Consider the following 20304-nt stretch of genomic DNA (forward strand, 5'->3'; position numbering starts at 1 on the left):
TTAACAAATTAATTCTTTATCGCATGAAAAATAGTTTTCTTTTATCTCAAAAGTGGATTTACTTCCACCCCCACCAAGAGCTTTATAAAGTAAAATCTGGTTCAAGGTATTTTCTTTTTCCAGTTCAACTTTTCCAATCTGGGCTTCCAAGGATTCTTTTTGTGCCGTAACCACATCCAGCGATGTCACACGTCCAGCGATAAACAGCTCCTGTGCTGCTTCAATGGAGAGGTCCAAGGCTTTTACATGTTCGTCCACAAATGTTCTACGTCTACTGATTGCCTCTTGGGTCATAATGACATTAGAAACTTCGTTATAAGCATTCACAACCGATTTTTCATAGTCTAAAAAAGCAATTCCGTAATCGGCTTTTGCAATTTCATACTGTGTCTTCAATTGTCTTTGATTCAATATAGGTAGTGTAATCCCTCCAAATAAATTATAAGCAATGGATTTATCCAAATTAAACAACTTATTGAAACTGAAGCTCTGTAAACCTACAAAAGGACTAATGGCTACTGAAGGCAAAAAAGCCAGCCGTGATGCTTCTTGATTGTTTGATGATGCCATCATCTTCAGGTATGCTGTTTTGATATCCGGACGCTGATTGACCAGATCATCTGGTGTACCAAAAGTCATTGCATGATATAGATTTGTATTTTCAATATATTCACTGCGCTTAATAGGCTGATAATATCGTCCCAACAGTCCGTTGATATGATGTTCCCACAGTGCAATCTCCTGACTTAATTTCTCCTGAGCAGATTTAGAATTTGCCAATAGTGCTTTAAACTGTTGCACAGACAGTTCCGTGGCATAACCGGCATCTTTTTTACCTCAACGACTTCAAGTGCATTCGTATGCAGTTCAATATTGCGATTATACACCTTTATCTTTTGATCGAGAGCCATTAACTCATAATAGGCCGTTGCAATATTGGACACCAATTCTGTTTCCAACAGGCGTTTTCCTTCCTGTTCGGCTAACAAACCAAAATAAGCAGCTTGTTTTTGACTTTTTAATTTACCCCATAGATCAATTTCCCAGGAAGAGCGAAGTCCAATAAAATAATCTGGGATAAATGGTTCAGGCAACTTTTCATCATTTTTCAAATTATCCGAAAAGTTTGAATCATAGTTACCGATACCCGATTCCGTGTAGTGTCCATATTTACGTATTCCGCCCTCAACAGCTGCTTCTACAGTAGGGCCTAATGCAGCCTTCCGCTGTTTAAAATAAGCTTGTGCCGACTCTAACCGTAAGATCGATTGACGAATATCAATATTATGCTGTAATGCTGAATCAATCAATGCTACTAAAAGTGGATCCTTAAAAATATCGCGCCAGGACCGATTCCCTACATTTACGCTATCAATGGCAGTCCTTTCTGCAAAGGCGGTCGGTATGGCAATTTTCTCAGGCTGTGCCGCCTTCTTGGGGACCGAACAACTACCAAAAAGAATAAGTGCAGCAATTACTAACGATGTCTGTTTTATAACCTGTTTTTTATTCTCCTTTTTGAGAATAAGATCACCAGCCCCGGGATAACGATAACACCTAATATTGTCCCGATAAGCATCCCTCCGACTGCAGCTGTACCGATACTCCGGTTCCCAAAGCACCAGCCCCACTTGCCATCATTAATGGAATCAATCCAGCAATAAATGCGAAAGAAGTCATCAAAATAGGACGTAAACGCGCGACAGCCCCCTCAATTGAAGCAGTCACAATATCCATTCCCTGCTTATATTTCAAATTAGCATATTCCACAATTAGGATCGCATTTTTACCTAAAAGACCGATCAACATGACCAGTGCGACCTGAGCATAAATATTGTTTTCCAAGCCAAATATTTTCAGGAAAATAAAGGCTCCAAAAATTCCGGCAGGTAAACAGAGGAGAACTGGTAATGGTAATAAAAAGCTTTCGTACTGAGCACACAACAACAGGTAAACAAAGAGTAAACAGAGCGCAAAAATATACAGGGCCTGATTTCCTGAAATCTTCTGTTCACGCGTCATCCCCGACCATTCGATACTGTAACCTTGCGGCAAAGAAGATGCAATCTTTTCAACTTCCTCGATCGCCTGTCCTGAACTAAATCCAGGAGAAGACTGACCTGTCACCATCGCTGAACTAAACATATTATAACGGGTAATCTGCTCGGGACCATAAATACGTTCCATGGAAATAAAAGCATTATAAGGAACCATCTCTCCCGTTTCATTCTTTACATATAGACGGAGCACATCCTCAGGCCGCTGGCGATACTCAGGTCCTGCCTGCACCATTACCTTATACATTTGCCCGTAACGGATGAAGTTTGTAGCATAGAGACTCCCCATCAAGGTTTGTAGGGTATTCATTGCATTTTCTACAGATATACCTTTCTTTGCAGCCATATCATAGTCAACTTTCAGCATGTACTGCGGAAAGTTGACATCAAAACTGGAACTGATATCCTGAATGACTTCACTTTTCTCCATATCCTCCATAAATTTCTGCAATACCTCCGCCGTCTTATTGAGATCTTCATTACCGCTACGGTCCAACAACCGTAATTCAAAGCCTGAAGAGTTACCAAATCCCGGAACTGTCGGTGGAGGGAAGAAATCAATCTGCCCATCTACAAAATCCTTTGTTTTCTCCCGCAATTCCTTGATTACATCATCGACCGTCTGATCTCTTTCTTTCCAAGGTTTAAGGTTAATCATCCCCATCCCATAAGATGCACCGGAGACCTCCGTAACGATACTATATCCCGATAAGGTTGAAACGGTTTCGACAATATCCAACTTACGTGCAACAGAATCAATCTTATCCAATACACGCTCGGTACGATCTACTGTTGCCCCTGGAGGTGTAGTTACCGAGACATAGATCATACCTTGATCTTCTGTTGGAATAAAGCCCGATGGCAATATCGCACTGCTTCCCCAAGTAGCAACAAAGAATCCACCCAACAAGAGTAGCGTGAGTCCGCGTCTAGCACTTGTTTTCATCAATATTCCTTTATAACCGAAAGCGGTTCGGTCATAAATAGCATTGAATTGTTTGAAAAAACGATCCAGCCAATTATTGGATGGTTTGCGATCATGTGGTGATTTTAAGAAAAGTGCACACAATGCCGGTGTCAACGTTAGGGCATTTATACCTGAAATCACGATAGCCGCGGCCAAAGTCAGCGAAAATTGCCTATAAAATATACCTACTGGGCCAGAAAGAAAGGCTACAGGAACGAAAACTGCCGACATCACCAATGTGATTGCTACTACCGCCCCTCCAACTTCTTTCATGGCTTCTAAGGTTGCTTCCATGGGCTGTAGATGTTCTTCCTCCATCTTGGCGTAAACTGCTTCTACGACCACAATCCCGTTGTCGACCACAATTCCAATTGCCAATACCAAAGCAAATAGTGTTAACAAGTTGATTGAAAAGCCTAACATCTGCATGAAAAACAAGGCTCCAATCAGACAGACCGGTACCGCCAGAATTGGGATAACAGTCGCTCTAAAATCCTGTAAAAAGATAAACACCACGATAAAAACCAATAGGAATGCCTCCAATAGGGTCTTTATAACTGATGAAATAGACGCATCCAAGAAACGTGATACATCATAACCCATGGTATAGGTCATACCCGCTGGAAACGAATTCTGCTTCAGTTCAGCCATACGATCTTTGACCCGTTGAATAACTTCCTGTGCGTTTGATCCTGGTAGCTGTTTTAACATGATAGATGCAGATGGGCGCCCGTCTGTTTTGGAGACCATTTCATAATCCAGCGAGCCAAATTCAACGTCTGCTACATCCTTGATACGAATAATCGAACCATTGGAATTTGCACGGATAGGCACATTGGCATATTCATCAATCTCTGTGAATTTTCCTGGATAACGCAAGACGTACTGTTGCATATTGCGCATTTTGTCTGAGCTAATCCCAGTTTGCCCAGGCGCAGCTTCAATATTCTGTTTGCGCAAAGCCGCTACCACATCTTCGGCAGAGATATTATATGCCGCCATACGATCGGGTTTTACCCATACACGCATCGCATAATCACGCATACCCATAATCTGAGCGAGTCCTACCCCTTCAATACGTTTCAGCTCTTTAAGGATATTGATATCGGCGAAATTATAGATGAAACGTTCATCTGCAGTTTCATCCTCAGTAAAGACATTCAGGTACATCAACATGGAGTTGACTTCCTTCTCTGTCGTTACCCCAGCTTTAATAACCTCCTCAGGCAATTCATCCAGTACAGTCGTCACCCTGTTCTGAACATTGACCGCAGCAATATCCGGGTCCGTTCCTACTTCAAAGAAAATCTGTATCACCGTACTTCCGTTATTAGTAGATACGGAGTTCATATAGGTCATCCCTGCAACACCATTGATCGCCTTTTCCAATGGAATAGCGACGGCATTGGTACTTACTTCGGCATTCGCTCCTGTATAATTGGCGTTTACAACCACCGACGGCGGTACAATGTCTGGGAATTGCGTAATCGGCAACGTAAATAATGCCAGTAAGCCCAAGAGTGTAATAAAAACCGATATTACAAGCGATAATATGGGCCTTTTTATAAATGTTTCAAACATAATTTATCCTCCGCTACAGCTTCCTCAATTTTGGATTAATTTTCATTCCATTACGCAAATTTTGCACGCCTTCATAAACCACTTTAACATTTGGATCAAGGCCGCCCTCAACGATGTAATAATGGCCTACACGAGGACCAGCAACAAAAGGTGTCATCTTGACCGTACTATCGGCCTGCATAGTATAAACATAAGTCTTGTCCTGTATCTCGAATACTGATTTTTGATGTACAAATGCATGTTCTCCAGTTTCCATCGGCACAGCAATCTTACCAGTAGCACCGTGCTTCAGGATATGTTCTTTATTTGGAAATTGCACCCGAAGTGCAATAGACCCCGTGTTTGCCTCAAATTCACTTTCGACAATATGCGCAACCCCTTCATGCGGGTATAAGGCCCCATTCGCCAAAATTAATTTTACCGTTTTACGAGTTTCCTTTCCATTCATTTTATCTTGCATCATCGTCAGGTATTCCCGTTCTGAAATATCAAAATAAACATTGACCTGGCTTAGATCAGAAATCGTCGTGATGAGGCTTCCCTCTGTCAGTAGCGAACCTTCCTTCAATAGGATCCGATCTATTCGACCATCAAATGGTGCCTGGATAACTGTATAATCCAATCTCGTTTGGGCTTGATTAACTAAAGCACGGGCTTCTTCAATTTTAGAATTAGCGGCCTTCAACTGAATTTTCAATAGATTATATTCTGAAGGACTCACAATATTTTTATCCACCAACTTTTGGGTTCTTTCCATCTCAAGCTTGATTTTTTGAGCTTCAGCAATGGAATTATCATATTGTGCTTTTGCTTTGGCAACCTCCGAGCGATACTCTTCGTTATTGTATCTGAATAAAATCTGGCCTTTTTTACCCAAGCACCCTCGTCCACATAGATTTTATCTAGAAACCCATTTAATTTGGATCGAATCTCAACATTTTTCAAGGCCTGAATATCTGCAATATATTCCTGATAGACAGTCGTATCCATTACAACAAGCGGTGTAATTGGTATATTCTTAATTTCTTCCTTTTGCTCGGCATTAGCATTGGAGGAGCTGCAAGAAGCTAGCATCCCTACCGCACCCAATAATAGGCACAGTGCAAATAATTTCTTCATAAAAACGATAAAAAATAAAATGTAAAACTAGATGGGAGCTACAATAATATTGTGTAGGAATGCACCAGAGCTACTGCTCCTGGATACCAGAAAAAATAAAAAACACTATTATTTTATAGACTCCAATAGAAAAGTATAGGAGAATCCTTAGAAAGGCCGGAATCTATATAAAAATTGATAATATCCTGGTCGACAAAGAGTTTTTGACCGATAAAATGGATGTATTTTATCCTTGGAAAAGCACAATGCAGTAAATACGATCCCAAAAACAAATATGAAAATGGACAGTACCTGACTATTGACAGAAAATATGCGGTAGTCATCCTGCAATAGAACTTTCTCTTCTTGTGAAGAATGAATAGGTTCTAAATCCAATACATCATCCAAAAAATACTCCACTATCGTCTCTCCCGCATGCAAAACTTGTCCCGTCGTCGATGAGAATGACTCATACGTCAAGAGATTGAGATACGCAAAGAGTGTTAAAAGATGGAATAATTTACCTAACATATCGAATTTTCGAACCACAAAGGTATGACTTTAAATAGCCAAGATTATTTTATTCGTGTAAAAAAACCATGACAGCAAATAGATTAGTCATCATGGTTTTTTATGTTTCACTTTTTAAGTGAATTGTACCTGTAATTTTTTTATACTATATTATTTGTTTCCTTACCTTTCGTACTAAAACTTTTCGTTACTGAAAGAATATGGAGCATCGTCCTTCTTGGTTCCTCTATTTTTATTCGGTTCTGTACTCATTTTAAATTCCAGATTTGCTCCTTTGAGGAGATCCGAATAGCGAATATAGTTTTTCTCATAAGCTTTTCCATTCCAGGAGAGCTGGTTCACATAAACCTGATCGCCCCGCTCTTGTTTCGCATGAATACGGACCTCTTTCCCATTTTCGAGTTTTAAGGTAACCTTATCAAACTGAGGTGAACCAATCACATATTCTCCGGATCCGGGTGAAACAGGATAAAATCCCAATGATGAAAACACGTACCAAGCCGAAGTCTGTCCATTATCTTCATCACCACAGTAACCATCTGGCGTCGGAAGATACAGTTTATCCATGATCTTACGGACCCAATATTGTGCTTTCCATGGTTCTGCGGCATAGTTATAGAGGTAAGGCATATGTTGGATCGGCTGATTACCATGTGCATATTGCCCCATATTCATCACCTGCATTTCACGCATCTCGTGGATCATGCTACGACTTTTCATTCCTTCATAACTTGGGATAACAAAGACAGTATCCAACATGGAAACGAAAGATTTATTTCCGCCCATCAAATCTATTAGTCCCTGTGGATCATGAAATACACAAAAACTCCAATGCCACGCATTACCCTCAGTATATTCACGGGACCAAGCACTTGGGTCAAAATTTGCGACAAAAGAACCATCCGCTTTTTTACCACGCATCAACTTTGTCGTTGGGTCAAAAAGATTTTTGTAATTCATCGCCCGTTGTGCGTAAATAGCTGTTTCAGATTTTGGTTTACCTAAGGTCTTTCCATATTCATAAATACACCAATCGTTATAGGCATATTCCAAGGAGCGGGCCACGTTCTGGTCAACCTTCACATCTGCTGGAATATAACCTAGTTTATTATAGTACTCATGGCCAAAACGCCCAGTAGAAGAATGTTTAGGATACGCATTATGTGCACCATGTTTCAGGGCCTCCCAAAGGATTTCTTTATCATAACCTGTTCGATTGGTGACCAAAGCGTCCGCTACTACTGATGCAGAATTATTACCGATCATAGACGCACGATGTCCTGGTGAAGACCATTCTGGCAAGTATCCACTTTCCTTGTAGGCGTTCACTAAGCCCTCCTGCATGCGATCATTCATAGACGGATAGAGCAGGTTCAAAAGCGGAAATAAACTTCTGAATGTATCCAAAAACCTGTATCTGTGAACATTTCACCAGGTAGAACCTGGCCATTATAAGGGCTATAATGAATTCGTCTTCCTGAGCCATCAATTTCGGAGAAATCCCGTGGAAATAATGTTGAACGGTAGAGACAGGAATAAAATGTACGCAAACGGTCCACGTTTTTATCCTCTACCTGAACACGCCCCAATACCTCATTCCATTGTTTTTACCCTCATCTGCTACCTGCTCAAATGTTTTAGACTTCACTTCATTGAGATTAAGCTCCGCTTGTTCAAAACTAATAAAGGAAGAAGCAACCTTTGCCATTACCTTCTCTCCTCTTTTTAAAGAAGGGAAGCCAATGATCGCTCCAGCATGATCATCCTGAATTTCCAATTCATTATCCTTGATATTGCCATTCCTTACGCCGGCTTTATACGAAAAAGGGCGATCGAAAGTTATGACAAAATAATTCTTAAAATTATCTGGAACACCACCACTATTTTTGGTCGAATAACCGATAATTTTATTTTCTTGAGGAACAACCTTGATATAAGATCCCTTATCAAAGGCATCAATAATTACATAAGCCTGTTCTGTCTTGGGAAAAATAAATTGAAATACCGCAGCCCGTTGGGAAGGTGTAAGCTCAGTAGTGACATCATGATCTGCCAGGTAAACACTATAATAATAAGGTTTCACAACCTCGGCTTTATGGGAAAACCAGCTTGCCCGTTTTTCTTGATCAAACTGAGGCTTACCCGTCATGGGCATCAATGAAAATTGCCCATAATCATTATTCCAGGGGCTTGGTTGATGGGTCTGCTTAAATCCCTTAATTTTATCAGCAGTATAGGTATACACCCAACCGTCACCCATATTACCTGTCTGCGGTGTCCAAAAGTTCATTCCCCAGGGACGTGCTATCGCCGGATAAGTATTTCCATTAGACAACTCATATTTAGATTCTGTACCGATCAAAGGGTTTACATAGTCTACCGGAGAAGATTGTTGCGCCAAACTTATATGAGACGCAAAAAGAAAAAGGACACCGCCTGTTATTTTTTTAATGTTAAACATAATTCTTGTTTTGGTTGAAGCCGTCCTAAAATACATCAAAAAGCTAAAACGTATTAGTAAATATAAATAAGAAATTTAAATATAGGGGATAACAAGCCTATTTTCACAAGATGGTTACAATACAAATACGATTATTTGGGGTTCCGTCTCTTATTTTCAGTATTTTTTTAATAACAAACAGTATTGAAGTTCAGGTCTTTTATAACCTGTAAACCTCAATACTGTTTTCTAAAAATCACCCCACTTTTTCTAGCGTGCGTACTTTCAATTGCCGCTAAAATTGTTTTTTATTGCGTTATTGTGGTAACTCCAGTAAACGAAACTCAGTCATTTGAAAGTTTGATCCTGACGATACAGCTTTCACAACATAGCGGTAATAACTATACGATTTTGTATTCGAGAACGTAAACGGCTGCGATCTTCTCCGGTCTGTGGGTGCTGTACCAAAGTTATAACCTGTGACAGTATTCAAAGTCACCCACGACTCGCCATCATTAGATCCCTGTATTTCCCAGTCTTTGGGATCCCTTTCGGGAGAATCATTTCCCGTTGTGATGGTATAGGCATTAATTACCTGCGGTTGGTAAAAGGCGAACTGCCAATACATGCCTGGTTGATACCCACCAATAAATAATTTAGAGGTCAGATCATTATCAATTAATTTTTTTGATCCTTCACCAGCATCGGGTCCGCTCGAATTATCCTGCGAAATTCGGAATGTATTATCAATATTTGTCCAATCCTTTACAATGCCTAAATCCGTGAGGAGTTTAGAAATAATTACTTTGGATCCCTTGGGGTAGTGACATTCAGTCTATAAGTCGCAAAAGTTCCTACAGCGACAGATACATCGGTTTTTGCCTGATCAGAAACCTGCTGGTACTTATCTTTATCCGTCATAACGGACCAGGTGACGCCTTTCACTGCAATATCACTATCGTAGCTTAGCATCAGTTTACCGGTTCCGTTTTTTGCGGCATTGAAGCGAATCAACTTTTCCGCGTCAATGTCAATAACTTCTTCGCGCTGTGCCCAATTTCCATTTTCATTAAGCACCATCAATTTCACAACAAAACTCCCGGTATTTAAAAATGTATGCTTTGGAGATGCTGTCGAAGAGGTACTGTCATCCCCAAAACTCCAACGCGTTTCCGTATAATCTTTGGACTGATTCGTGAATTCAAATGTAAAAGGATCATCATTTGCCACCTGCTTTATTGAAAAAGCGGATACTGGATTAGGAAGTTCCGGCTCTTCAACCACAACTTCCTTACTTTTACTACAGCCCAGCAACACGAATAGCAACAATAGACTATACACGTGTTTTTCCAATTTTATAGCCATAAATTTCATCATTATATAAAACATTCCTTACTGTAATATCCACTATAAGAATTCTATCATTCTCCATTCCGAACATTGGAATAAACTACTTCCAACATTTTCTGTAATATTGAGACGATAAAATTTATAACTGCCTGGTTTCTGAACATTAAACCGTCTCGTTTGGATCCGATTTGGGAAGCTTTCATTGGTTCTTGTATCGATAACAACCCAATTCGTCCCATCCAACGACCCCTCGAGGAACCAACTTTTTGGATCACGTTCAATGGCGTCATTTCCGGATGTAAGCGTATAGGCTCCAATTTTTAATGTTCTTGTAAACGTTAATGTACATTGGAGATCGCCTGTGAATGCACTTTGCAAAAACTTAGTACTTGTCAGGTCATCTACAAATTTCAGGCTTCCTTCGCCCGCATTTGGTCCACCATTGTTATCTCTATTTACGGTTAAAACAGCTTCTTTGGTTACATCAAACTCGACCACATTTGCGCAGTCAATCAAAATAGTGGTATAGTTTTTTTGTGGATTGATTACGTGCAATGTTGGATCCTTTAGATAAACGGTCAGCGCAAGAAATTTATCTTTATTTTTTGCGATAATATCCCAGGGGACGGAAATACTGAAGTCAGCAGATGATTTATTTCCCTGGACTTGTATACGCGACGGCAGCGTATATTCATTTTCCTTCATTCCCACGGTATTCACAGGCAACACATTCTTTGAAATCCAATTTGGTATCGAATCTGTTGTACCTCGTATTTCTACATAAAACCATTTACTTGGAAAGGATGCTAAAGAAACACCCAAAGGGATTTCAATTCCCGATGGTGTTGTATTGTAATTGGTATGTTTGCTTGCGAGAATTATACTCGCTGGAGAATTGATGATCGACAGGTAATGAATATCAGTCGGAGTCAATAAGCTCTTGGAATCAAACGTCACAATAATACTATTGGGATTCCCCAATTGGTTACCCTTTCCAGGGTTTATTAGTTTATAAGAAAGCGCAAATTTTTTCCCATATATCCTTTCGATCTCCGTTCGGGAAATGGTTAACACAAATGATGTCGTATCGGATCCATATTGGAACTTCACCACATTTGGAAAAGAAAATGCCTGATTGGGCAGTGTGACAACATCTTTTAAGGCTCCCGATTCGATCAATTTGGTTACGGTATCCGTATTCAACTGCAGCTCTACATCAAAGGTTTTGGATGCCGGATTGCTTAACTTAACTTTGAGAGGGATCTGGACATAGTCGTTTGTCTTCACCAAATCCTTCCCACCACCTTCGGCAATAACCTGTACGGGATTGTTCCCCAGCAAATCAAAGTCCTCTAGTTTATCTTTTGAACAGGCCATAAATTGGCTATAGGTCAAAATCATTGTTAGAAAATAAAAAGTCTTTTCATAATATCTCTTTTAAGATTATTTATCCACCCAAACTCGCCCATCCAATTGCCAGCTTTCTTGCCTTGCAATCTGCAGCCAGCTGAAGATCTGCGCTGTTATATCGGTATTTTTGGGCACCAAGGTACTAATGGTTTCTACTGAAGGCGCACATAAGAAATCATTGAGTTTTGAAATTTCATAAGTTGAATTCCCAACTTTTAAGGTATTTCCAAAGGGCCCTTCATCGTAAAGCAAACCGTTGGTTACAGTACCGAAAACCGGCCAATTTGCCGCAAGGTTTTGATAGTAAGGATGATCATCACTTATACCTACCTGACAGTTATATTGGGAAATCACCGATTCAGGTAACGCGATTTTCCAAAAGCGTACATCGGCAATGTAGTAATCTCCTTCATTCCAATTACTATTTCCATTCATTAGGCCTAATCGAAACTTCGCCGGGCTATTGATGGCTCCCCAGCCACTGACATCTATTTCATTTCCCGGAAGACCGTTGGTGTAGGTTTTGATCAGCCTTTTACCATCACTTGTAACCGTTCCTACCACGGTCACGTTGTTCCATGTCGCATTATTCAATTTCGGACCATTTACCTCACCGCTTCCGTTCGGACCCCGCCCATTGAACATCCAATAATCATCTTTGAAAGCCATGATCCAGCCATTTGTAGGTGCACCAGATTCCCATTTTTCACGTTTACCAATAAAAGATGGATAATTAGGAAATCTATAGGTATTATTTGGTCCCTTATTTTTCTTGACTTTCAATTCGATGGTAAATTCCTCATCTTTATCACCCAGATCAAAAAGTGAATTATCCCCTTCGGTCATCTCAGCAAATATCCCACCCTTAAACCGTAGAAAATCACCAGAAAAACGGCTTCCCAAATAAGGTTTATTAATGTAACGCGAATTGTATTTCGGGAGTAGAAAATTGTAAAGGTATTGACATTAGGGTTGCTAAAAATAGTATTGTCATTTTGTGCAGGCGGAATTTCAAAAGGTCCGCCTTTACTTGATGTAATAATAACTAGCCAGTTCTCCTTTTTAAAGGTAGCGCGTTGCTCCAAGGCTTTGAGAATTTCGCCCACCTGTTTATCAAAGTTATCTATCGCAGCTTTGTAGGTCGCACTGCTATTGTCATAGGCACTTGCCTTTCCAGCTTTGTCTATTGCTGTAAAATGAGCGGTTAACATGGTGAGTTCAGGTTGTTTCAGCCCCTCTTTAACACCGTTAACAACTGCTTCATCTGAATTTTCAAATTTTGCCGCGGTAACGGGGCTAAATGATCCACAAACAATTGTGAACTGCTATAAACTTTAAATTCAGGTGTTTTTATATTAGCCGCTATTCGGGTATAAACAGTTGGAAAAGTCTGCAAATTATTATTGCTAAAATTATTCCCAACGACCAGGTGTTTATTTTCACTTACACCGGTAATAATATTTGCCAAATCTGCCCCTGTTGAATTAATATCCGTGTGTTCCTCGCTTAATGAAACCCAGGAGTAAATGGAATGGTCCAACAATCCGTTTATGGTCGAAATATTGGCGGTGCGTACGGATTCTCCCCGGGCACCATCCGCAATTAGCAACAATACTTTAGGCTTACCATATACCAAATCCACAGTATCCTGCGCGCCTGTATTATCAGGCAACAATCGTCCAAACTCATCCTTACAAGAGCTTACTGCGACAAAAACAATAAAGCACAGTAGCCACACATATATATATCGAAAATTATCTTGACTTCTCATCAGTGTAATATTTAGGTTATTGTTCCAATTTAATTCGAATCAGATTATGGACTTGCTCATTATTAAATCGGCTGAAGGATCCCATGATCAGCAAAGCACGTTTGCCATCTTCTGTTCTTGTCTCTACCGCTTTATTCACGTACCCAGAAAAATATCCCGAGGTATTATAAGCCGCATTGAGCTCTCCGGTTGGATTTAAAATCATAAAACCATTGCGGGCAATATTGTTATATCGCACAAAATCACCAGCAACAACAATTAGACCGTCGTCCAACTGTACCGCGTAGAAAGGGTTACCCCATCAAATATTTTGGGCTGAAAAGAAGTGTCCAATGTACCATTCGCGTTCAACATCATGATCTTGACGCTAGTCGCTCCATTATACTTACTAAACGCCCCAACGACGATATACTTATTCGTTACACTATTGTAAGTAACTGAATTTACATTGTAATCTGCACCTGTTCCTCCGGTATTAAATGTTGGATCCAGCGTTCCATTTGCATTCAACCTTGTAATATAACCTTTTGCTTCACCATCGAAACGGTTGAAAGTTCCATAAACCACAATTTTCCCTTTCTGCGCTCCTATCGGATGATAAACCGTATTTACCGCCCCATTACCACCGGGAAATGCTTTACCATCTGATCCGAATCGAAACGTTTTGTCCAGACTACCATCAAGATTCATTCGGGCAATATGTCTAATCTCCGTACTATCCAGGATAACCGTATCCCTTGTTTCCAATTTGTTGGGCTTTCCATAAGTCCGGCGGATATAATATCGGAAATTTCCAGTCGCTAGGACCTTTCCTTCAGATTCATAAATATTACCCACATTACCATCAAAACCGCCATTAAATGTCGGATAATATTTTAAGGTATCTGGCTGACCGGGCCTCCGGAATGGCTTTATCCCCATTGTATCAATGGCTCCGGTCAAATTAATACGCGTCAGATTGCTGATGTCGGTATTTCGTTGACCATAACCGGAGAATGAACCAGCCAAATAGTAATAGTTACCTAATTTCAGGATGCTGTTCAACGAATTATTCGCACCGGTACCTATACGGAAGCTCGCGTCGTACGTACCATCTGCAAACGTTCTCACCAAGCGATTAATCGGCCGTATGGATCCTTTGTTATTATAATTGGTAAATGATCCCGCAAAGATCATTTTGCCATCCTCCAGAAAGAGCACATCCGAAACCGTATTGTTTGTACCCACCCCGACTTGAAATGTAGCATCCAAAGCAACATTCCCCAGCACGGTAAACTGCGGACCAAAAAAACGATATCATCTATGGTAACCGAAAGCACACCGGTGCTTGCGAATGGTGGAACTTTTAGCTTTACATGATCCGCAGTCAACTCAACAACTTCTGCCTTTTCCCCATTAAATCTGATAACGGCCTTATCTTTATATTTATCCAATCCTTTTATCCGCATTACGGTCTCAGCACCAGTTTTCCCGGATTCAGGTTGCATCTTATCCGTTGGGTTTATTTCGATATCCAGTGGCGGTAAGCCCTCTTCATAGGGAGCCGAAAAAGTCTTATTGTCTTTGTTACATCCAAATAATAATGGAATAAAGAATAATAAAGCAATATATTTCCACGTCGTTCTGTACATAACTTTCATAATTTATTTCACAACTGGTTTTTAACGTTTACTTTCCAAAATATCAGCAATAATCTCTCCCGATCTATAACCGAAATCAGCTTTTGTATAATCAATCACATGCACAACACCATTGTCAGGTTGTATATCCGAAGAAGCGATGGGGCAAGCCCACCATTCCGTTGGTCTGCTGATATCGGGGATATAAGAAATATGGAGCTGGCGATAGCCCATATACTTTAGCCTGGTGATGTTATTTTTATCCGAATCATTGATCGCATCGTTATATACCACTCCAATATTGGACACGGTATTTCCCAATGAGGTATAATTTTGTCCTTTAAATACATTCAGCAAGTCAAAATCAATCTGTGGGTAATCCATCAACTTCCGTTTGCCATTGAACATGTAACGCAATAGATATTTTCGCCAGATGGTACTGTCAACGTCTGCCAATGTTTTTACCGTATCTCGCCCAAGAAGATACAACAGCATATTCACACCGGATGCGCCTCGCTGGGCGTTGCCTTTCGCCAGACCGATTAATTTTTGGACACTCTCATCTCTAGGGGCGAAAAAGGTAAACTCTTTGGTCTGAAAATCATTTTCCAGTCCGCTAGCCGAATAATCTGTGCGATGGAATCAAATTCCCTTGGTTTTGAGTCTAAATATTCCATGATTGAGCCATCGAACTTTGCCTGAGCTAAACCACCATCTTTGTAATACTCATCTTTTTTACAGGATCCCATGCTCAATAGCAACATGCTGATCATAAAAATATAGCCTCTAATTTTAAATCTTCTCATAATACATATAGATTTAGTTTCCGCCAGTCCAATAACTATTTAACACAATCTTAGAATTGAAATTCTTAGCCGAAGGATCCAGCGGCCAGGTCCATGCACGACGATTATATTGATCAATCGTCATCGGTGTCATTGTCCACTGTGGATTTAATATCCGTCTTGTTCTGATCAGGTCAAAATACCGCATACCTTCACCGATCAATTCACGGCAGCGCTCTTCGAAAATAAAATTCTTAAGATCGGTTCCACCACCTGAATAACGGGTCGCTTCGGCACGGTCCCGAACGATGTTGAGTACAGCGATAGCCTCGGCTTCCCTTGACGCACCAAGATTGGCTAAGGCCTCGGCCTCCAGGAGAAGGGCATCCGCATAACGAAATATCATGAAGGTATTGTCGGGATTAGAATCCTCATTGCCCGAAGCAAAGACGTTGGCCGCGAATTTTTAAGTACAAACTGGCCATTATCGGCATACATATCCTCATACCAGAGCTCCTTCCGCTTATCCGCGGGCCCATTAAGCGGGTAGATACGGTACATAAAAACAGATGAATAATACGCGATACTAAATTGCTGGTTGTATCGGGGAATTTATAGGGCCATCGCAGGAAATGATCCCAAAGCGGCGCATAAGCATTATTTTGATCGCCGTAGTTAATGGTCCGATAAAACTCAAAAAGTGATTCTTCTGTTCGTCCTTTGGAGACTTTTGCCCAATTTTCCGGTGTTAAAGCATAAAGGTAATGAACGCCACTTGCTCTCAGCTCTTTACCCAATGCCGCCACACTTTCATAATATTTTGTTGCATTAGGTGAATCAAAATTGGCATTCCACATTTTCATATGCATCAACAATGCAATGATACTACCTCGGCTCGCTCTTGCGCCGCGCTGCGATGCGTCACCAAATGACCAGGGCATAATATCTTTGACAGATTCTAAATCCAAAATACATTTACTGATCACAGAAACCATGTCCTCACGTGCCAGCTGTTTAGCAAAATAGGCCTCCGTATAGTAAACCACATCACCATATAGACGAACCATCCAAAAATAGCTGAGACAACGCATAAAAGTCGCCTCCGCTTTGTAACGGTCTTTGTCCGCCGCCGACAATCCCGGAATTCCTTCCTCCAGTTTGGCAATCAAAATGTTGCAGCTTTGAATAACCTTGTAATAGATATCCCAGCTCGACACCTTGTACATGGCATAACCGCTAGAGCGCCCACCGGGCAAGGTATTGACATAAACGGCATTCATATTGTTCGTTCCTAGATCCCTCAGGATCATACGATCATTTGATGAAGTGGGCGAAGAGAAAATCTCGCCAGATCTGGCCTCTCCTATCGCCCCCATGACCCAAGACTCATTTATCTTCTCAAAAACTGACTATATATACGCGCAATATTTGCCTCTACATCTTCTTTGGACTGATAAAAGTTATTTCCTGTAAGTCGATCAATGGGTTCGACTGTCAAAAATTTCTTACAGCCAACGGTCAATATGACGCATAGGCTTAAAACAAATGCAATTCTTGTAAAATTTCTTCTAATTTTCATAACACCTAGCGATTAGAAATCTATATTAACACCTACACTATATTGCCTTGGGACAGGATATCCACCTGAAGCGTCCTTCCCATGCTACTCACGTTTTCCGGGTTCGGCCCACTATATTTTGACAAGGTAGCGACGTTTTCAGCCGTTACATATACCCTTAAACGCTCTAGGCCATAGCGTCTAACTGCGCTTTTCGTAAACATATAGGACAGTGTAACACTGTTGAATTTGAAATAGGATCCATCTTCCGCCCATAAACTTTGATCCATACGAAATGGATCAATGCTCGAATAACGTCTAAAATCGTAGGCATATGGATATTCCGCGATATCCCCGGCTTCATCCACATATTAATGTCGTCCAACGGAACGACAGCCTGGCTTCCATAAGGATCATTCATTAGACGCAGCCGCTCCGCAAGCGCATTATTTAAGATCGTACGTTTAGCAGTGTATGAACCATACACATTTAGACCAAACGTTCCTAAAGTTTCATGATTATAATTTAAATTCAATTGTAGACCTCCAGTAATGAGCGGCTGAGAATTACCTGTTCTTGCATAATCGTTTTCATCTAAAATATAGTTACCATCCAAATCGGCAAAAATCGGGTCTCCTGCTTGAAATTCTGTCCCATTTGCCATGCGATACCGACGACCTGACACAGGATCCACAGGTACATCCGCATCGGTTCTATAAACACCTCGGTTTAATAACATGTAATTTGACATGGTCGATGTTCCTACTCTAAAAACGATATGCTGTCTCAGGTCATTGGTATAATCCCAGCGAACAAATTGACCACCATAATGTTCTGGCAATTTGAGCAATACATCCCGGTTAAAGGCGCCATTTACACCGACGGACATGGTAAAGCGACCTTCGGTAAATGGTCGATACATCACAGCGAGCTCATGACCATAGTTAGCAATAGCCGCTGAATTGCTATTTACCTTGTCAAAGCCCAATGAGGTAGATAACTTCTCCTCAAACAAGATATTATCTACTTTCTTGTAATAAGTATCATAGGTCAGCTCAAACCGGTTATTGAAGAACGCCATGTCCAAACCCAGGTTATATTGACTGGTGGTTGTCGGTTTTAAATCTGGATTAGGAATCTGTTCGTAATTGATTCCGATACCGATTTTATCATTATACCCGCCTGTAATATCATATTTTCCATAAACCCGTTCCAAGGTACTATTAGGCATAACGTTTACCCCCAGCTTGTGCGGATCGACAATAAGTTGATCCAGTCTACTTCTTTTAAAAAGTCTTCATGATAGGCATTCCAACGAAAACCAACCGCGGGATTTTTGGTGTATAGATTTCCAAACCCATTTTGTGATGAACCGTCCATACGATAAGAAAGATCCACGACATATTTTTTCATATAATCATAGGTGCCGGCAATTGCAAAAGACAATCCACGTTCTTTTCCAAAGCCTCGGCGCAGCAATCCTCCGCCTTTCGAAAAGTACCCATCAAACCCTAGTGGTCCTTCAAATTGGTCGTTAGGTGTACGAGCTTGCAATGCAGCATTTGCTTGCTTTTCCAACGTACGGATTTCATTGAACAGGTTGAAAAACACTGTATGTTTTTCTTTAAACGTCCGGCTATAGTTAATAGAGTTACGGTTATATAACGAATTATATCGTCCATAATAGGCATATACCTGGGCAAACTGACCGTTTGCTTCCGCCGGAGTAAACGTACTTTCGTTGTCGGAAGTAGACTCATAACTTACCGTTGTGGTTGCCCGCAAACCTGGAATAAACTCATACGAGGCTTCGATAAAAGGTTTTATCGACTTAGAAGAATTATCATTCCTTGTTTTTAGTGCTGAATTATAACCCGATGAGGCTAAATAAAACGAGGGGCCGGGCAACAGGGTTGAAGCCATTCCATTTTTGCCACTCCGGACTGCAAAATCCTAATCCATTACCTTTACTCTTTGACCCTAGTGAAGCATTGACCTGAGCCGTGAATCTAAATTTTTCATTTGGATAATACTCAAATCGCATGTTGGCCATGTAACGGTCAAAACCAGTATTTTTATGATTCCGTTTTCATTATAATAATTCAAGTTGGCTTTATAATTTAGCTTTTGATTCCCGCCGTCTATCGCAACGTTATGGGTCTGATTATAGGTTGTCGCATAGAATAAATCCTGCCAATTGGTCGAATTGTTAAAATAAGCATTTAAGCTATCCGAAAGTATGGGGTTTGGGAAATACGATCCCAGTCATCTTGCGATAGTGCATTACCATAAATTTGTAATAACTTAAGCCGACGCTCGAGATTACCACCCAAAGTTTCTCTTAATTTTGGTGGTGTCTTCAGGAAGAAGTTTCCCGTATAACGTACACGGGGCACTTCTGAATTTCCGCGCTTTGTGTTAATAATGATAACACCATAAGCTGCCAAGGAACCATATAGAGAAGTTGCTTGTGCATCTTTCAATACCTCTATATTCTCTATGTCCTCGGGCGGTATGAGTGATAGTGGGCTAATACCGGGTCCTTGTTGACTGAGGCCAAGCTCATTTGCACGATCCGCATCCATTGGTACCCCATCAATAACATACAAAGGCGAAGTCGGTGTCAAGAATGACTGGTCTCCCGAACCTGTGACACTAATTGTTGAAAGCCCCGAATCTGTGTAGACCCTCTAAATCCTGGGGCTCCAGTATTCACCTGTACATTCAAGCCCGCAACTTTACCCTGGAGTAAATTCTCCACATTCGCCGCTGGAATATCTTGAATCTCTTTGCCGCTGATTTTGGTTGACGCTCCCGTTGTTGTTTCCCGCGGTCGTTTAACATAACCACGAACAACCACTTCATCCAACTGATTATCCAATTCTTTCATTCGTATGTTGACATTTCGGTCTGCTCGTATAGTAGTGCTTACACCATCGTAACCGATCAATCTAAACGAAATGGATGATCCCGCGACCGCAGTCACACTAAATGCTCCCGATGAATTTGTGGATGTCACTTCGCGGGATGTTTTGCCATAACGAATTGTTACTCCACTCAATGCCCGCCCTTTTTCATCAGTCACTTTCCTGACATAATGATCGCTTGTGCAAATACCTCCAACGACATGAACATGC

22 protein-coding genes and 1 pseudogene are annotated in these 20304 nt (G+C 40.8%); all 23 read right to left on the bottom strand.

Annotated elements, in window-relative coordinates:
- The 23 genes and pseudogenes from KUH03_RS16845 to KUH03_RS16950 all read right to left on the bottom strand — a co-directional run bounded on the left by KUH03_RS16845 (position 1) and on the right by KUH03_RS16950 (position 20252).
- Positions 1-780 (bottom strand): TolC family protein, encoded by a 780-nt coding sequence (locus KUH03_RS16845; RefSeq protein ID WP_257094990.1) that lies wholly within the window; start codon positions 778-780, stop codon positions 1-3.
- Positions 747-1631, bottom strand: a complete 885-nt coding sequence (locus KUH03_RS16850) for a TolC family protein (protein ID WP_257094993.1) — start codon at positions 1629-1631, stop codon at positions 747-749. The genes KUH03_RS16845 and KUH03_RS16850 overlap by 34 nt, the downstream gene beginning before the upstream one ends.
- The gene (locus tag KUH03_RS16855) at positions 1558-4605 is read right to left on the bottom strand and encodes an efflux RND transporter permease subunit (protein WP_257094994.1); all 3048 of its coding nucleotides are present in this window, start codon (positions 4603-4605) and stop codon (positions 1558-1560) included. The genes KUH03_RS16850 and KUH03_RS16855 overlap by 74 nt, the downstream gene beginning before the upstream one ends.
- A gap of 13 nt (positions 4606-4618) precedes the next feature.
- Positions 4619-5482, bottom strand: coding sequence for an efflux RND transporter periplasmic adaptor subunit (locus tag KUH03_RS16860; protein WP_257094996.1), 864 nt, complete (start codon positions 5480-5482; stop codon positions 4619-4621).
- A gap of 926 nt (positions 5483-6408) precedes the next feature.
- Positions 6409-7793, bottom strand: a pseudogene (locus KUH03_RS48685) (GH92 family glycosyl hydrolase).
- Between the two features lie 11 nt (positions 7794-7804).
- A complete protein-coding gene (locus KUH03_RS48690; protein ID WP_373564741.1) occupies positions 7805-8635 on the bottom strand; it encodes a hypothetical protein in 831 nt (276 codons plus the stop codon).
- A gap of 355 nt (positions 8636-8990) precedes the next feature.
- Positions 8991-9476: a discoidin domain-containing protein gene (locus KUH03_RS16870; protein WP_306429756.1), complete on the bottom strand. Its 486-nt coding sequence runs from the start codon at positions 9474-9476 to the stop codon at positions 8991-8993.
- The gene (locus KUH03_RS16875; RefSeq protein ID WP_257094998.1) at positions 9476-10027 is read right to left on the bottom strand and encodes a PKD domain-containing protein; all 552 of its coding nucleotides are present in this window, start codon (positions 10025-10027) and stop codon (positions 9476-9478) included. The genes KUH03_RS16870 and KUH03_RS16875 overlap by 1 nt, the downstream gene beginning before the upstream one ends.
- 54 nt (positions 10028-10081) lie before the next feature.
- Complete coding sequence (locus KUH03_RS16880) at positions 10082-11425, bottom strand: DUF1735 domain-containing protein (RefSeq protein ID WP_257095000.1); 1344 nt, start codon at positions 11423-11425, stop codon at positions 10082-10084.
- Positions 11426-11467: 42 nt separating this feature from the next.
- Positions 11468-12280 (bottom strand): DUF4983 domain-containing protein, encoded by an 813-nt coding sequence (locus KUH03_RS16885; RefSeq protein ID WP_257095002.1) that lies wholly within the window; start codon positions 12278-12280, stop codon positions 11468-11470.
- Positions 12277-12645: a hypothetical protein gene (locus tag KUH03_RS16890; protein WP_257095004.1), complete on the bottom strand. Its 369-nt coding sequence runs from the start codon at positions 12643-12645 to the stop codon at positions 12277-12279. Before KUH03_RS16890 ends, KUH03_RS16885 begins: the two co-directional genes overlap by 4 nt.
- Positions 12646-12662: 17 nt before the next feature.
- A complete protein-coding gene (locus KUH03_RS16895; protein WP_257095006.1) occupies positions 12663-13205 on the bottom strand; it encodes a hypothetical protein in 543 nt (180 codons plus the stop codon).
- A 16-nt stretch (positions 13206-13221) separates the two neighbouring features.
- A complete protein-coding gene (locus KUH03_RS16900) occupies positions 13222-13479 on the bottom strand; it encodes a delta-60 repeat domain-containing protein (RefSeq protein WP_257095008.1) in 258 nt (85 codons plus the stop codon).
- Complete coding sequence (locus KUH03_RS16905; RefSeq protein ID WP_257095010.1) at positions 13464-14432, bottom strand: delta-60 repeat domain-containing protein; 969 nt, start codon at positions 14430-14432, stop codon at positions 13464-13466. The genes KUH03_RS16900 and KUH03_RS16905 overlap by 16 nt, the downstream gene beginning before the upstream one ends.
- Positions 14378-14836, bottom strand: a complete 459-nt coding sequence (locus KUH03_RS16910; RefSeq protein ID WP_257095012.1) for a DUF5008 domain-containing protein — start codon at positions 14834-14836, stop codon at positions 14378-14380. Before KUH03_RS16910 ends, KUH03_RS16905 begins: the two co-directional genes overlap by 55 nt.
- Positions 14837-14866: 30 nt before the next feature.
- The gene (locus KUH03_RS16915; RefSeq protein ID WP_257097054.1) at positions 14867-15436 is read right to left on the bottom strand and encodes a hypothetical protein; all 570 of its coding nucleotides are present in this window, start codon (positions 15434-15436) and stop codon (positions 14867-14869) included.
- Complete coding sequence (locus KUH03_RS16920) at positions 15367-15630, bottom strand: hypothetical protein (protein ID WP_257095014.1); 264 nt, start codon at positions 15628-15630, stop codon at positions 15367-15369. The genes KUH03_RS16915 and KUH03_RS16920 overlap by 70 nt, the downstream gene beginning before the upstream one ends.
- A 13-nt stretch (positions 15631-15643) precedes the next feature.
- Positions 15644-16015: a RagB/SusD family nutrient uptake outer membrane protein gene (locus KUH03_RS16925; protein ID WP_257095016.1), complete on the bottom strand. Its 372-nt coding sequence runs from the start codon at positions 16013-16015 to the stop codon at positions 15644-15646.
- A gap of 25 nt (positions 16016-16040) precedes the next feature.
- Entirely contained in the window at positions 16041-16985 is a 945-nt protein-coding gene (locus KUH03_RS16930; RefSeq protein ID WP_257095026.1) for a RagB/SusD family nutrient uptake outer membrane protein, read from the bottom strand.
- Positions 16986-17354: 369 nt separating this feature from the next.
- Positions 17355-18398, bottom strand: a complete 1044-nt coding sequence (locus KUH03_RS16935) for a TonB-dependent receptor (RefSeq protein WP_257095028.1) — start codon at positions 18396-18398, stop codon at positions 17355-17357.
- Between the two features lie 5 nt (positions 18399-18403).
- Positions 18404-19090, bottom strand: coding sequence for a hypothetical protein (locus KUH03_RS16940; protein WP_257095030.1), 687 nt, complete (start codon positions 19088-19090; stop codon positions 18404-18406).
- A 299-nt stretch (positions 19091-19389) separates the two neighbouring features.
- Complete coding sequence (locus KUH03_RS16945; protein ID WP_373564742.1) at positions 19390-19752, bottom strand: TonB-dependent receptor plug domain-containing protein; 363 nt, start codon at positions 19750-19752, stop codon at positions 19390-19392.
- 38 nt (positions 19753-19790) lie between these two features.
- Positions 19791-20252 (bottom strand): carboxypeptidase-like regulatory domain-containing protein, encoded by a 462-nt coding sequence (locus KUH03_RS16950; RefSeq protein ID WP_257095034.1) that lies wholly within the window; start codon positions 20250-20252, stop codon positions 19791-19793.
- Between the last annotated feature and the right edge of the window lie 52 nt (positions 20253-20304).

The sequence above is a fragment of the Sphingobacterium sp. E70 genome, assembly GCF_019285695.1.
Lineage (GTDB): Bacteria > Bacteroidota > Bacteroidia > Sphingobacteriales > Sphingobacteriaceae > Sphingobacterium > Sphingobacterium detergens.